General features: G+C 76.2%; 13 protein-coding genes. 2 read left to right on the forward strand and 11 right to left on the reverse strand.

The genetic code is table 11. The annotated features are described in order from the left end of the window. Nucleotides 1-31: 31 nt before the first annotated feature. Nucleotides 32-1138: an AI-2E family transporter gene (locus FHX32_RS12155; RefSeq protein WP_167181082.1), complete on the reverse strand. Its 1107-nt coding sequence runs from the start codon at nt 1136-1138 to the stop codon at nt 32-34. Nucleotides 1139-1414: 276 nt separating this feature from the next. Here FHX32_RS12155 and FHX32_RS12160 point away from each other — a divergent pair, with 276 nt between their 5' ends. Further along, nucleotides 1415-1597 carry an antitoxin gene (locus tag FHX32_RS12160; RefSeq protein WP_088997160.1) on the forward strand — a complete coding sequence of 61 codons (183 nt, stop codon included), beginning with the start codon at nt 1415-1417 and terminating at the stop codon, nt 1595-1597. Nucleotides 1598-1754: 157 nt separating this feature from the next. Here FHX32_RS12160 and FHX32_RS12165 read toward each other — a convergent pair whose 3' ends face one another. From FHX32_RS12165 to eccB, 9 genes are all read right to left on the reverse strand, one after another. Then, nucleotides 1755-2642: an aminoglycoside phosphotransferase family protein gene (locus tag FHX32_RS12165; RefSeq protein WP_208418674.1), complete on the reverse strand. Its 888-nt coding sequence runs from the start codon at nt 2640-2642 to the stop codon at nt 1755-1757. A 367-nt stretch (nt 2643-3009) separates the two neighbouring features. Next, a complete protein-coding gene (locus FHX32_RS12170; RefSeq protein ID WP_167181086.1) occupies nt 3010-3669 on the reverse strand; it encodes a C39 family peptidase in 660 nt (219 codons plus the stop codon). Nucleotides 3670-4253: 584 nt separating this feature from the next. Beyond that, the gene (locus FHX32_RS12175; RefSeq protein ID WP_167181088.1) at nt 4254-4661 is read right to left on the reverse strand and encodes a TIGR03618 family F420-dependent PPOX class oxidoreductase; all 408 of its coding nucleotides are present in this window, start codon (nt 4659-4661) and stop codon (nt 4254-4256) included. A 57-nt stretch (nt 4662-4718) separates the two neighbouring features. After that, nucleotides 4719-5063 carry a YkvA family protein gene (locus tag FHX32_RS12180; RefSeq protein ID WP_167181090.1) on the reverse strand — a complete coding sequence of 115 codons (345 nt, stop codon included), beginning with the start codon at nt 5061-5063 and terminating at the stop codon, nt 4719-4721. A gap of 50 nt (nt 5064-5113) precedes the next feature. Next, entirely contained in the window at nt 5114-5914 is an 801-nt protein-coding gene (locus FHX32_RS12185; RefSeq protein ID WP_167181092.1) for a hypothetical protein, read from the reverse strand. A gap of 151 nt (nt 5915-6065) precedes the next feature. Then, nucleotides 6066-6437, reverse strand: a complete 372-nt coding sequence (locus FHX32_RS12190; RefSeq protein ID WP_167181093.1) for a hypothetical protein — start codon at nt 6435-6437, stop codon at nt 6066-6068. A 302-nt stretch (nt 6438-6739) separates the two neighbouring features. Beyond that, entirely contained in the window at nt 6740-7978 is a 1239-nt protein-coding gene (locus tag FHX32_RS12195) for a WXG100 family type VII secretion target (protein WP_167181095.1), read from the reverse strand. Then, nucleotides 7971-8339, reverse strand: a complete 369-nt coding sequence (locus tag FHX32_RS12200; RefSeq protein ID WP_167181097.1) for a hypothetical protein — start codon at nt 8337-8339, stop codon at nt 7971-7973. Before FHX32_RS12200 ends, FHX32_RS12195 begins: the two co-directional genes overlap by 8 nt. A 98-nt stretch (nt 8340-8437) precedes the next feature. After that, complete coding sequence (gene eccB / locus FHX32_RS12205) at nt 8438-9982, reverse strand: type VII secretion protein EccB (protein ID WP_167181099.1); 1545 nt, start codon at nt 9980-9982, stop codon at nt 8438-8440. A 152-nt stretch (nt 9983-10134) separates the two neighbouring features. On the opposite strand from eccB, the gene FHX32_RS12210 reads away from it, so the two are divergent. Continuing rightward, the gene (locus FHX32_RS12210) at nt 10135-11304 is read left to right on the forward strand and encodes a type VII secretion protein EccE (RefSeq protein ID WP_167181101.1); all 1170 of its coding nucleotides are present in this window, start codon (nt 10135-10137) and stop codon (nt 11302-11304) included. Between the two features lie 92 nt (nt 11305-11396). Here FHX32_RS12210 and eccD read toward each other — a convergent pair whose 3' ends face one another. Beyond that, nucleotides 11397-12794 (reverse strand): type VII secretion integral membrane protein EccD, encoded by a 1398-nt coding sequence (gene eccD / locus FHX32_RS12215; RefSeq protein WP_167181103.1) that lies wholly within the window; start codon nt 12792-12794, stop codon nt 11397-11399. Nucleotides 12795-12881 lie beyond the last annotated feature (87 nt).

Below are 12881 nucleotides of genomic sequence, written 5' to 3' on the forward strand. Positions count from 1 at the left end.
CCGGACGCCGTCCGGGCCGCGGCCGCGCGCGTCAGCCGGCGACGGGGGACTCCCGGTGCTGCTGCACGGTCTCCACGATCCGCCAGACCACGGCGGTGACCGGTACCGCGACGAAGGCGCCGGCGATCCCGGCGACCAGGGTGCCGGCGGTGACCGCGACCAGGATCACCGCCGGGTGCAGGCGTACCTGGCGCTTCATGATCAGGGGTTCGAGCAGGTTGCCCTCGATCTGCTGGACGGCGATGACGGCGGCCAGGGTGAGCAGCGCGGTGACCGGCCCGTTCGCCGCGAGCGCCACCAGCACCGCCACCGCGCCGGTCACGGTGGCCCCGATGATCGGCACGAATCCGCCGAGGAAGACGATCAGCGCGAGCGGCAGCGCCAGCGGGACGCGGAGCACCACCAGGGCCAGCCCGATGCCGATCGCGTCGATGGCCGCGATCATCATCGTGCCCCGGCTGTACGCGCCCAGCGTGCGCCAGCCGACCCGGCCCGCCTCGGCGGCCACCGCCCGGTTCGGCCCGGTCGCCCGGTCGAGCACCCAGTGCCACATCCACCGGCCGTCCTTGAGCAGGAAGAAGAGGAGCACCAGCGCCAGCAGCGCGGAGCCGACCACCTCGCCGACGGTCCGGGCGCTGGACACCGGGTCCAACGAACCCTGGCTGAGCGCCTGGCGGCCCTGGTCGATGAGCCGGTCGAGCTGCTGGTCGCTCACCGGCAGGGTGGCGGTGACGAAGTCCCGGCTGCGTTGCAGGCCGCGCTGGAGTTCCTCGCTCAGCTCGCTGAACTGGCTGGCGGTCAGGTTCCACACCAGTACGCCGACCCCGACCAGGATGCCGAGCAGCAGCAGCACGGTGAGCAGGGCGGCCAGCGCTGCGGGCAGCCGGAGCCGGCGCAGCCGGAGCAGCACCGGGTCGAGCAGCGCGGTCAGGAAGACGGTGGCGGCCAGCGCGACGGCCAGCGGCGCGAGCAGCACCGCGATCCGGCCGACCAGGTAGAGCCCGGCGGACACCACCACCAGGCAGGCGCTCCACACCACCGCGCTGCGGACCAGCCACGGCAGCCCCGCCCAGGACTGCCGGGGGCTGCCGTCCCGGCTGGTCGTCTCGGGCGTACGCCCGGCACCGTCGTCACTCACGTCGGCCCTCCTCGATCTCCGGCGTGGTCGGTACCCGGCCGGCGTCCGTCCGACACCCGTGCCCACGCTAGGCGGCCGGCCGGCCGTCGGGGAGCGGATCCCCGTTCCCCGTGATCGTCCACGGTGGCGCCGAGGGCCGCTGCCGGTGGTGGCCGGCGGTCCGGCCGGTCGGCGCGGTTTGCGTCCCGTCCGTGGCGGTCTGTCCCGCCGGTTGGCGTTTGCGCCCCTGGCCTGGGGGAACGCAGGATGCTCGACCCCGAGTTCGAGGAGAAGCTGATGAGTGACTTCATGGACAAGGCCAAGGACTTCGCCGACAAGCACGACAAGCAGGTCGACCAGGGGCTGGAGAAGGGCGGCGAGATGGCCGACAAGCGCACCGGCGGCAAGTACGACGAGCAGATCGACAAGGGCGTCGACCAGGCCCAGGCGCGTACCGGCGAGGGCGACCAGGCGCGCTGACCCCGGCACCACCGTCCCGGGTCGCCGTACTCGGCGGCCCGGGACCGTCCTTTGCGGAGCGCCGGCTCAGGTCAGGGTTGACCGGCCTGGTACCCCCACGTGTGCGGGCGAACCCACCACAGCGGAGCCCCGGGCGGGGCCGTCGCCTCCGCGCCGGTCAGGGACGGTCGTCGAGGAGCGCGGCCAGCGTGTGCCGGGCCGTGGCCGCCATCACCGGGTTGGTGTCGACGTAGTACGGCAGGGCGCCGATCGCCTGCACGAGGGCCCAGCCCCGCCCCCGTTGCCAGGTGTCGTCGTCGACGCCGAGCGCCCGGCGGTACGTCTCCCGGGCTCCCGCGGGCAGCAGGTTCCAGGCCGGCATCAGGTCGACCGCCGGGTCGCCGACGCAGCCCGTCTCCAGGTCGATGACGGCGGCCAGCCGGCCGTCGCGGACCAGCAGGTTGCCCGGCATCAGGTCGGCGTGGATCCAGACGTCGGCACCGTCGTGCGGAGCGGCCGCGAGGCAGCGGTCCCACAGTCGGGCGAGGCGAGCGGTGTCGACCAGGCCGGTGCTGGCGGCCAGGGAGTCGCGGACGTACCCGTCCTTGTCGCGCAGCGGACCGCCCCGGCCGTGCCCGTCCCAGGACCGCCCGCCGGTGTCGATGGCGTGCAGGGCGGCTGCGAACCCGGCGAGGTCGCGGGCGAATCGGTCGGGCTCGCCGAGGGTACGGTCGCCCACCGGCTCGCCGGGGATCCACCGGTACGCCGTCCACGGACCCGGGTAGCCCTCGCCCGGCTCGCCGAGGGCCAGCGGTTCCGGCACCGGCAGCGGCACGTGCGCGGCGACGCGGCGGGCGATCTCCTGCTCACGTTCCAGCTCCGCGCGCAGGTCGGGGCGGGGCCGCAGGGGGAACCGCAGGACGATCTCGTCGCCGAGCCGGAACAGCGCGTTGACCGTGCCGTGCGAGACGAGCGGGCGTACGGGGTGGGCGCGCCACCGCGGGAACTGGTCGGCGACGAGCGCGGCGACCACGTCCACGGGGACGTCCACCTGGTCGGTGTGCATCCTCACCGGCCGATCCTCACCCCGTGGCCGGCACCGGCGCGACCGGGTTTCCGGCGGGCCGCTCCGCGCGTTTTCCGACCGGGCCGGCAGTGCTGCCCGCGACGGCACGGTTCACCCGCTCCGGGCCGGGTAATCGCTGCCATGGCCGAGGATCGCCGGACGCCCGACTCCGTCCGGTCGCCACTGGACGCGGTCCGTGACCGGGGCGGCCGGGCGGTGGCCGAGGCCCGCCAGCGCGGCGCCGGCCCGGGGCCGGCTGGAGCGCCGGCCCGCAGCGACCAGGTCTCCCGGGGCCCGGCACCGGCACCGCGGACGCCGACGGGCCGGCCTCCCCGAACGGGGGAGACCGGCCCGCTGTTGCCGTCGGTCAGGACGAGTAGCCGCGCTCGGCGATCCAGTTGGCGACCTTGTCCAGGGTCATCCAGTATTCCGGGACCGGGCTGGCCGGGTCGGCGACCCGGATCAGGTCAGCGCCGTCGCGGTAGCCGACCAGGGTCAGGTAGTGGCCACCCTCGTACGAATGCGGGCTGCCGTCGGTGTCCACCGCGGTGCCCTTGACGTTGGCCACCACCGGCCGGCCGGCGTCCAGCGCGGTCAGCACGTCGGCGCGCAGCCGGTCGATCTCCTCCGGCTTGGCGACCGGGCCGGGGATCTCGGTGGTCTTGTACCGGCCACCGGTCAGTTCGTTGAGCACCCGGGTGGTGTCCAGCGCCGAGTCGGTGCCGGCCTCGGTGGTACCCAGCCGCTTCGCGACCTCGTCCTGGGACAGCGCCTTGCCGTGCGCGGACAGCGCGATCCGGGTCGCGGCCGGGCCGCAGTAGTAGAAGTTGGGCTGCGCCTGGTACTCGATGCCCACCATGCGCTCGGCCCGCTTGTCCGCGCGGCCGCCCTTGTCGGTGTGCGGCGAGGCGACCGGTGCCGTACCGGCCGGCGCGGCCGGGGCGGCCATCGCGGGGCCCGCGACGCACCCGCCGGCCACCAGCAGCCCGGCGACGGACAGACCACTCTTCTTCAGGATCGGATTCATGGGTCGGGCTCCAATCGGGGGTTGTCGGCTCCGGGATCGGGGCCGCAAGCACCGGGAAAGGCGCTCGGCTCAAGGGATCACGCACCGCCCGGGCCGCTTCGGCCACGGACGTACGGGGATGTAACGGTCCTGCTCCAGCCGGCATTCCGCCCGGCCGGTCGGCGTTCTCCTGGCGGTACGACCAGGTGCAACAGCGGCATCAGCGGCCGGATTCCGGGGTCGGCCAGCGGCCCTGCGCCGATCCCCGGACAGGCATGAAACGGTCATCGGAGATGCGCGGACCGCAACCGGACAGCATCGACGGGCCGATCCCGGACCGACCGATCGGGGGCCGATGGGCACGACCCGGTCGGCCCGCCCCGGCGAGTCGGGTTCGGGATGTGGGGCCGCCGCGGCCGGTCCGAGCCGGGTTCGGGAGGGGACCGCCGCGGCCGGTCCTGCCGCCTGTCCCGCTCGCCGCCGGCCTGCTGGCCCTGGACGGCCGCGAGAGCGCCTCGTACGCCGCTTTGGATGCGCCGTGCGGGCCTGCTGACGGCCGCTGGGACTGCTCTTGGGCAGCGGGCCGTGCTCGCCGCGGCCCGGGCTCAGAGCGTGCCGAGGACCCGGGTCACGATGATCTCGATGACCACCCGCTCCGGGTTCGCCCGGGGCGTCCGGTAGCGCTCGGCGTACCGGCGTTCGGCCTCGGCGACGGCGGCCGGATCCGACCGGAGCAGGGCCCGCCCTTCCAGGGTCAGCCAGCGGCGCCCGTCCACCTGGCAGACGGCCGCCGGCGCCCCGTCCGGGCCGGCGGCGGCGACGTGCCGGGCCTTGTGCGAGCCGCCGCTGGTGATCACCCGGGCCAGGCCCGCCCCGGCGTCGACGGTGACCCCGACCGGCACCACGTGCGGGGTGCCGTCGGCGCGCAGCGTGGTCAGCGTGGCCAGGTGTCGCTCCCGGCAGAACGCGACGACCCGTTCGTCCCGAAGGTCCAACCGATTCGCGTCCGGCATGCCCGTCCCCTGTCTCCCGGTGCGGCACCGATCATGACATGCGGCGCCGGGGGCGGCTCAGGAGACGGGACGACCCATCCGGCCCGGGTCGGGTGGCGTGGTGCCGGGTCGGCCGGGCAGCGGCCGGCCCGCGGCCCGGCGCTTGCCAACCAACCGGGTGAGGTAGATCAGCGCGCCGGCCAGCACGCCGATGTCGTCGAGGTAGATCGGGTCGGGGAGCACGTCCACCGGGAAGATCGCGTAGATCAGCGCGCCGTAGAAGGCGAGCTTGCCGCCGCCGCCGAGCTCGCCGAGCATGCGCCGGACCCGGACCACCCGTACGGCCAGCAGCACTGCGCCGGTGAGCATGGCGACCACCAGGACGCCGACGACCGCCACCACGAGCCACGCCTCACTGGACATACGCACACGCTAGCCCGGCCCGCCCAGCGCCGCCCGACCAGGAAGCCGGGTCAGTACGCGGCCACCGCCGCCCGACCCCGGGCGACCGGGGGCAGTTCCCGGGTCTGCTCGCCCGCAGAGCTGCGCGGAACCTCGGTCAGCGGCAGCACCGACGGGGCCTCCTCGGCGCGCCGGCGGGTCGCGGCGAACGCCTCGTCGCGCAGGCTGCGCGACGCGGTGGCGGCCAGTTCGGCGGCGCGCCAGGCGGCCTGCTCCCGCTCCCGGGCCGCCTGCTGCCGGGCGAGCAGGTTGTCCCGTACCGCCCGGCGCAGCACCAGCTCCTGCTCCACCGGGTGCCGTCGCGGGTCCCAGCCGTTGCGGTGCGCGAAGACGTCGCTGAGCTGCTCCACCGACAGCTCCCGCCGCCAGTACGCGTCCAGCGCGGTGCGGTGCAGGAAGCGCTCGCGGTCGGCGTACTCGGCGGGGGTGCGGGCGGTACGGGGCAGCGGAAGCGCCGCGGCCGCCGCCAACCGCCGGACGTCCGCCTCGGCGGCCTCGTACGCCTGCCAGGCCTGCTCGGCCTCTTCCTGCGCGGCCAGCCACTCGGCCCGGCGGCGTCGCGCGGTGGTGGTAGCCCGCTCGGCGGCCACCGCGACCTCCGCCGCGTAGCGGGCCCGCTCGCGCTCCTCTTCGGCCAGTTCGAGTTGGCTGGGCATCGCCGCCTGCCGGATCCGGGCGCCGGCGTCGAAGCGCAGGCGGCCCGGCCGCAGCAGCAGGCCGGCGACGATGACGGCCACCACGCCGAGCAGGCTCAGCCAGATCGCGGCGGCCCGGGGGACGTCGGGCAGGACGGCGGAGAGCACGGTTCGCATCAGCAGCACCTCACGGCGGCAGGGAGGGGTCGACGGTCACGGGCCCGGTCGTGCGGGTGTGCGGGCGGCGGGCGTCTCGGCGGTGGGCCGGCGCCGGGCGGTCGCGCACGCTCAGCCCCGGGTGGGCACCAACACGGCGCGGGGCTGACGGTCAGGCGGTGGGTGGACCGCGCCGCGCCGGCACCCCACGGCCGGGATCGGCGGCCGGCCCGGCGAGCCGGGCGGTGACCACGACGTCGGCGGTGACGGTGGTGGTGGCCTCGGCGGCGCCCGGCTCAGCGGCGTCGATCGTCGGTGCCGCAACGCTCGTCGGGGCGTCGTCGGGCCGCAGCTCGTCGACGCGGCTCGTCACGGCGAGCGGCCGGAGCTGGGCGGCGGTGGTGGCCGGTCCGGTGGCGGTCGCGGCGGTCACCCCGCCGAGCCCGACGACGAGCACCAGCGCGGTCGCCGCCAGGCGGGTCATCGTCCGCAGCGCGCGCAGCGTGACCGACCACATCGGGTGGGCGGACGCTACGGACGGCACCAGACAAACCTAACGCCCGATTCCGGTGGTCGCAGCACGGCGACGGGGACGGTGACGGACGCCACCCGGGTGCGCTGTGGACGGTCGCCCCGGCTGGGTGATCGCGCCCACGGGCCCGGAGCGGCCGGCCGCTGGGCGGTGGCGGCCCATCCGTCGTGGACCCGCCTCGACGGTGGCGCGGCGCGGCTCAGCCGGGACGGCACGCGGTGCGGCCGGGGCGGAGGTGGCTCAGCCGGGGCCGGACACGACGACGGCCCACCCGGTGGTCGCCCGCCGGATGGGCCGTCGTGTGCGTGTCGCCGTCAGCGGTCGGTGCCGAGCACCGGCGGCGCGGCGTCCGCGCCGTCCTGCCAGACCATGTCGTCCTCGGTGAGCCAGGTCAGCCGGTCGTCCGAGGCGTCGTCGTCCTGCTGCCCGCGGCCGCCGAGAACGCCGGCCCGGTTGGCGGCCCGCCCCTGCCGGGCGGTGGCGGCGTCGCGGGCCGCGCCGTCGGCGCGCCGCCCGTCCATGCCGCGCCCGACGCCGCTGGCCGACCTGGTCTCGGCCGCCGCCGTGCCGCCGGTGGGCCGGGCCACGGTGGTCGGCGAACTGCTGGCCGAGCCGGCCAGCGCGCCGGTGCCGATCAGCCCACCGCCCGCACCGCCGAGCAGCGGGCCGAGCCCGCCGCCGGCCGAGGCGGTCATGGTGCCGCCGCCCGGACCGACCGGGGGCGCGCCGCCGAGCACCGGGCTGCTGGTCAGCGGGCCGGCTCCGGCGAGGGAGGTGCCGAGGTCGGGGTTGGTCGTGCCGCCGATGGCGCCGGGGGCCGCGCCACCGGAGCCGCCCGATCCGGAGCCGGTGCCCGGGCCGGACCCCACCTGGTCGGGCGTGGTCACGGTGTTCCCGCCGGTCTGCGGGGTGAGGCCGGTGCTGGTCGGCGCGGCCGTCGGCGTGGTCGCGCCGGGGCCGCCGCGCGGCGTCGTGGTGCCACCGGTGGTGGGGCGCGGGGTCCCGACCGGCGGGGGCGGCGGCGGGATCATCCGGCCGTACGCCGAGAGGTCGTAGCCGGCGGCCAGCTCGGCCACCACGTTGACCATCCGCTGGTGCGCCTTCTCCTGCTCGGCCTTGTCCTGCTGGTGGCCGAGCAGCCCGCCGACGATCGCGCCCGGCAGGCCGAACGCGGCGCCCTTCATCGCGCCGGAGACCGCCTTGTCGTGGTCGTCGGTCTTCTCCGGGCTCTCCGCCTCCTTGTGCGCGGTGCGGAGCTGGTCGGCCATCAGGGTCAGCGCCCGGCTGAGGTCGGCCATCCCCTCGCCGAGGGTGTCGGCGTAGGACACGATGAAGTCCAGCCGGCGCTGGTACTCCTGCCCGGCCTCGCCCGTCCAGGTGTTGGCGAGCTTGTCGAGGTCGCCGCCGAGCTCCCGGCCGAGGCCGTCGAGGATGCCCTTGAGTGAGGTCCAGTCGGCGGCGAGGTCGTCGATCTGGCTCGGCTTGCCGGCCATCACGGCGTTGTACAGCTCCTCGTGGCTGACGCCCTGGTAACGCGCGGTGTACTCAGACACGCGGGTCCTCCTGCCGCTTCAGCGCCTTGTCGACACCGGTCAACGCCGCGGTGATGTCGGCGGCGTTGGCCGCGTTGCGCGCCTCCGCGGTGCGGTAGTTCTCCAGGATGGTGGCGGTGGCGCTCTGCGCCGCCTCGACCGCCTCGCGCAGCCGGCCCACCTTCTCCACATAGGACAGGTGGATGTCGGAGTACTTGCGGGCGTTGCTGGTGGCGTCGGCGAAGGTGCCAAGCGCCGGGGGCCGGCACTGCATCTCGGTGTTGAGCTTCCGCAACACCGTCTCCGCCTGGGTCAGCCGGTCGGCCAACCGCTGGTGGAAGTCCTCCAGGGACATCAGGTCGACTGTCGTGCGCCCGGTCATGGCAGCATCCCCGTACGTCTGGTCGAAAACCGTTGCCGATGCTCAGGTTAGTCGACGGCCGCGAGCCGGGCGACCCGCCGTTCACCCAGCGGACACCGTCAGCCGCCGGCGTTCGGCGACCCGGACCCGGTCGCCCCCGACGGACTGGCCGACCGGGTGGCCGACGCACTGGCGGACGGGGTGGCCGACGCGGCCGGCCGCGCCGGCGCGACCGGCGACCCCTTGGCGCCGGGCTCGAAGAAGGACAGCGCGTCCTCCCGTTCCAGGGTCGGCCCGGTGGGGATCAGCGCCAGCAGCGACGCCGGCACCGCCAGCGGGGTGACGCCCCCGTAGCCGAGGGCGGTCATCGCGTCGCCCGACCGGGTGCCCAGCGGGTAGCGGACGCCCTGGGCGCTGATCAGGTAGACCGTCGAACCGGGTGCGGCCGTACCGCTCTCCCCGGCGCCCGGCGCCGCCTGGACCAGCACGCCCTTGCCGCCGGGAAGCAGCACGCCGTCGGCGGTGCGGACCGCGTCGCGGCTGCCCTGCCGGACCGGCACCGGGCCGGCCTGGGTGGCGGTCAGCTCGGCCGGCGCCCGGTCGAAGACCTCCAGCGTGGTGGTGGGCGGCCCGCCGCCCACGCCGGCCCGGTAGGTCGCGCAGAGCACCGTCTGGCCCGCGCGGACCGGGTGCAGCGCGGGCATGGCCTGCGGCATCCCGACCTCCTCCACCCGCTCCTCGGTCAGCAGCCGGCCGGCCTGGTCCGGGGTGATGTCGGTGACCGAGCCGCCGTCGCTGAGCAGCAGCAGCGCGCTCGGCTCGCCGATCGAGGCCAGGCCCTCCCGGGTGAGCACGTAGTGCCTGCCGGCGGCCCGGAAGACCTGCCCGATCCGGGCCGGCCTGCCGCCGACCTCGGTGGTGCTGCTCTCGTCCTCGCCGGCGATCGCGGGCTTGCGCAGGGCGGGGCCGGCCGGCACCGCGTTGACCAGTTGCTGGCCGACGGTGAGGGTGGCCGCGCCGGCCATCCGCAGCGCCGCGATCGCCGGGTCGCCGCCGACCACCTGGAGTCGGGCGTCGCCGGTGAGCAGGTGCCGCTCGCCGTCGACCGACACCAGCACCGCGCGGTCGCCCAGCGGAACCCCGCCGGGCAGTTGCCGGTCGATCACCACCCGGGTGCTGGACCGGCGCGGGTCGGCCGGGTCGGGGACGTCGCAGACCGACCACGGCAGGCCGGTCAGCGACTTGCGGTCGGGCACCGCGTCCGGCGCGCCGACGATGCCGACCGTACGCCCGCGCGGGCGGTCCCGGATCGACGCCTGGGACATGGTCCGGATCTCCGGATCCGCCGTGTTCAGGATCAGCCGGGCTGAGGCGTAGTTGAGCGTCGGGTAGAGCTGCCCGTCGTCGAGGTAGACGTACGTCGCGCCGGTCTCCCGCTCGATCACCAGGGTGTTCGGCTCCAGCGGCGCGGCGTTGCCGGTGAGCTGCCCGTACGCGCCGGCGCCGCCGAGCACCACCGCCGCGGCGATCACGCTGCCGAAGACCGCCATGCCGAGCCGCCGCATCGGCAGGTTGCTGGTCTCGGGGTCGCCCGACAGCAACGCCGAGACGATCCGGCGGGTGACGAAGCGGTACGCCTGCACCTGATCGCGGCGGGTCCGCATGACTTACCTCCGGCGGGGTGGGTCCGCGACGATCAGGTCCGAGTCGTGTCGCGGGCTTCCCTACGATAAGGGGCCGTCGACGGGTCACCGGGACCAGCGCCCCGGACCCGGTCACGACGGGATGCCGCATCGTCCAGAAGGGACTGCCACCGATGACGCAGGTTCAGGCGCCACCCGGCCGTACGGCCACGGACCCGTCCGGCGGCGCGGAGCGCCCGGTCACCCCGGCCGACCGGCGCGAACGCGGGCGGATCGGCCCGGTCGTGGTCGGGCAGCTGGTGGTGGTGGAGCTGTGCGCCGTGGCCGTCTGGGCGGCGCTGGGCGGGCCCACCTGGCTGGCCGGCACGGTCGCCGCGCTGGCGCTGCTGGTGGTGGTCGCCGTCTTCGCCCGGCGGGGCGGCCGCTGGTGGTACGAGGACCTGATCCTGCGGCGCCGGCTGCGCCGTCGCCGGGAGCGGGCCCGCAGCACGGTCGCGGCCGGGGGCGGCGGGGATCCGCGGCTGGCCGCCCTCGCCCCCGAACTGTCTGTGATTGAACTCACAGATCGCGGCACCCGGCTCGGCATCGGCCAGGACGGGCAGGGCTGGTTCGCGGCGGTGGCGTTGCAGGGCCGGCCGGGCGCGCCCGCCGGATCGCTGGAGGCGTCGGTGGTGGACCGCGCGCTGCGCGTGCTCGCCGACTTCAGCGGACCGGTCACCCTCGCCCAGGTGGTCTCGCACACCCTGGTCTGGTACCCGGCGCCGGGTGCGCCGGCGGCGGCCCACCGTACGGTCTGGGTGGCGCTGCGGCTCTCCGTGCGGGACGCCCGGGTGGAGGCGGTCAGCCGGGGCGGCGGGATGCCCGGCGTGCACCGCACGCTGGCCGCCGGCATCGGCCGGCTGGGCAAGGCGCTGAACGCCGCCGGGCTGGCGCACCGCGCGCTCGGCCGGGACGAACTGCGGGCGGCGGTGGTCTCGGCCGCCGGGCTGGACCTCGCCCCGGCGCCGCCCGCGGAGACCTGGACCGGCCTGCGCGGCGGCGGCTGGACGCAGCGCTGCCTCGCCCTGCGAGCCCGGGCGGGCGCCTCGTTCGGGGCGCTGGTGGACGCGGTGACCGCCACCTCGGCGCCGTCGCACACGCTCGCCGCCGCGGTGCTGCCGGGCGGCCGGACCGCCCCGCTGCTGCGGGTGGCGGCGCAGGACAACCACGTCGAGGCGCTGGTCAAGGTGGTACGGGACGTGGCCCGCCGCAGCGGCGCGCCGGGCCGCCCGCTGGACGGCCAGCACGCCCCTGGCGTCTACGCCACCGCCCCGGTCGCCGCCACCGTCACCACCACCCGCTGATCGACCGCCCACCCTCGGTGGTCAAGGGGCTCGCGTCGCCGGAAGTCGGAAATCCGACCCGAAGTCCTTGACCGCCGGGGGTGCCGCCGGCCTCAGGGGCGGAGGTTGACGATCCAGCCGTAGAGGCCGAGGACCCAGACGGCCAGCGGGACCAGCGCGATGATCAGCATGATCTCCACGATGTCCAGCAGCCGGCCCCAGACCGGGGAGATCCGCTTGCCGGCAACGGTCAGCCCGTAGATCAGGCTCACCACGGCCGCCAGCAGCAGCCCGCCGAGGACCACCCCGAGCCGCACCGCCAGCGAGCCGCCGGCGAACGTGGCGGCGGCCGCCAGGCCCAGCCCGGCGGTGCCGGTGACCAGCACCGGGGTGCGCTGGGCACGGCCCAGGAAGGGCCGGGCCCGCAGCAGCGACAGCAGGGCCAGCACGAGGCAGAGCAGCACCGCCGCCAGGCCGCCGTCCAGGGCGAGCACCACCTGGGCGCCGAGCACCAGCAGCGACACCGTCCACAGCAGACCGGTCAGGAACGCGTCGGCCCGCTCGCTGAGCTGGAGCACCCGGCGGCCGTCCACCGACTCGGCGTCGGTCTTCAGGTCGTCGGGGCCGGTGGGGATGGACGGGACGGGCAGCCGGGCCAGCCGGTAGGCGGCCATCGGCAGCGCCGGCACGGCACCGAACGCGACGGCGGCGACCACCGCCGCGGCGGCCGGCGCGTCGATGCCGAAGGCGAGGGAGAGCAACGCTCCGACGCCGACCGCGGCGCCGACCCCGACCGCGCCGAAGAAGAGCGGCAGCCGGTCGCCGACCGCCAGCACCGCCACCGCTGCGCAGACCACCACCGCGGTGGCGGCCAGCAGCACGTGCGGCGCGGCCAGCTCGGACAGCGACCGGTCGCCGGCGAGCAGCAGCAGGCCCCCGACGGCGGCGTGGCCGAGGCCCACCGCCGCCAGCACGGCGCCGGTGCCGCTGTCGCCGGCCGCCCGGGACAGCACCGCCGCGGTGACCAGCAGGGCCACCGCGACGACCAGCGCGGCCAGCGCGCCGGGCAGGTGCGGCGGGCCGAGGAAGAGCGCGGCCAGCGCGCCGGCGCCGAGCGCCGCCGCGGCGAACAGCACCGCGAACGACCGGGTGGTGCCGACCTGCCAGGCGCCCGGGCGCTGGTTGGTGGCGGTGGCCACCGCGTCCACCACGTCGTCGAAGACGATCTCCGGCGCGGCGGCGGCGCGCGGGTTGAAGTAGAGCACCTCGCCGTCGCGGATGCCGAGCTGCGCGGGCGTACGGCCGCCGTTGAGCGGCGAACCGCCGAGCCGGGACAGGCTCCAGCCACCGTGCCGCACGCCCTCGTCGGCCAGGTCCTCGCCGGCGTAGCGGAGCAGCGTGGGGAGCAGGTCGGCGAGCGGCACGTCGGACGGGAGCGCGAGGTCCATCCGGGTCCGCGGAGCCACGATGGTGATCCGGCTCAGGCCGCCGGTCGCCGTCTTCGTCGCCACTGTGGCCTCCTCGCGCTCTTCTACGATGACCCGGGGCCGGCACGTCGTCCCCGTGGGTCCATGACGCCCACGGGAGATTACCTACGA

Source organism: Micromonospora sp. CNZ280, from assembly GCF_011759515.1.

What these genes read in the sequence shown, in the direction of transcription:
- FHX32_RS12160 (WP_088997160.1), top strand. Translation starts at nt 1,415, where the DNA reads ATGAGTGACTTCATGGACAAGGCCAAGGACTTCGCCGACAAGCACGAC.
- FHX32_RS12165 (WP_208418674.1), bottom strand. Translation starts at nt 2,642, where the DNA reads ATGCACACCGACCAGGTGGACGTCCCCGTGGACGTGGTCGCCGCGCTC.
- FHX32_RS12170 (WP_167181086.1), bottom strand. Translation starts at nt 3,669, where the DNA reads ATGAATCCGATCCTGAAGAAGAGTGGTCTGTCCGTCGCCGGGCTGCTG.
- FHX32_RS12175 (WP_167181088.1), bottom strand. Translation starts at nt 4,661, where the DNA reads ATGCCGGACGCGAATCGGTTGGACCTTCGGGACGAACGGGTCGTCGCG.
- FHX32_RS12180 (WP_167181090.1), bottom strand. Translation starts at nt 5,063, where the DNA reads ATGTCCAGTGAGGCGTGGCTCGTGGTGGCGGTCGTCGGCGTCCTGGTG.
- FHX32_RS12185 (WP_167181092.1), bottom strand. Translation starts at nt 5,914, where the DNA reads ATGCGAACCGTGCTCTCCGCCGTCCTGCCCGACGTCCCCCGGGCCGCC.
- FHX32_RS12200 (WP_167181097.1), bottom strand. Translation starts at nt 8,339, where the DNA reads ATGACCGGGCGCACGACAGTCGACCTGATGTCCCTGGAGGACTTCCAC.
- eccB (WP_167181099.1), bottom strand. Translation starts at nt 9,982, where the DNA reads ATGCGGACCCGCCGCGATCAGGTGCAGGCGTACCGCTTCGTCACCCGC.
- FHX32_RS12210 (WP_167181101.1), top strand. Translation starts at nt 10,135, where the DNA reads ATGACGCAGGTTCAGGCGCCACCCGGCCGTACGGCCACGGACCCGTCC.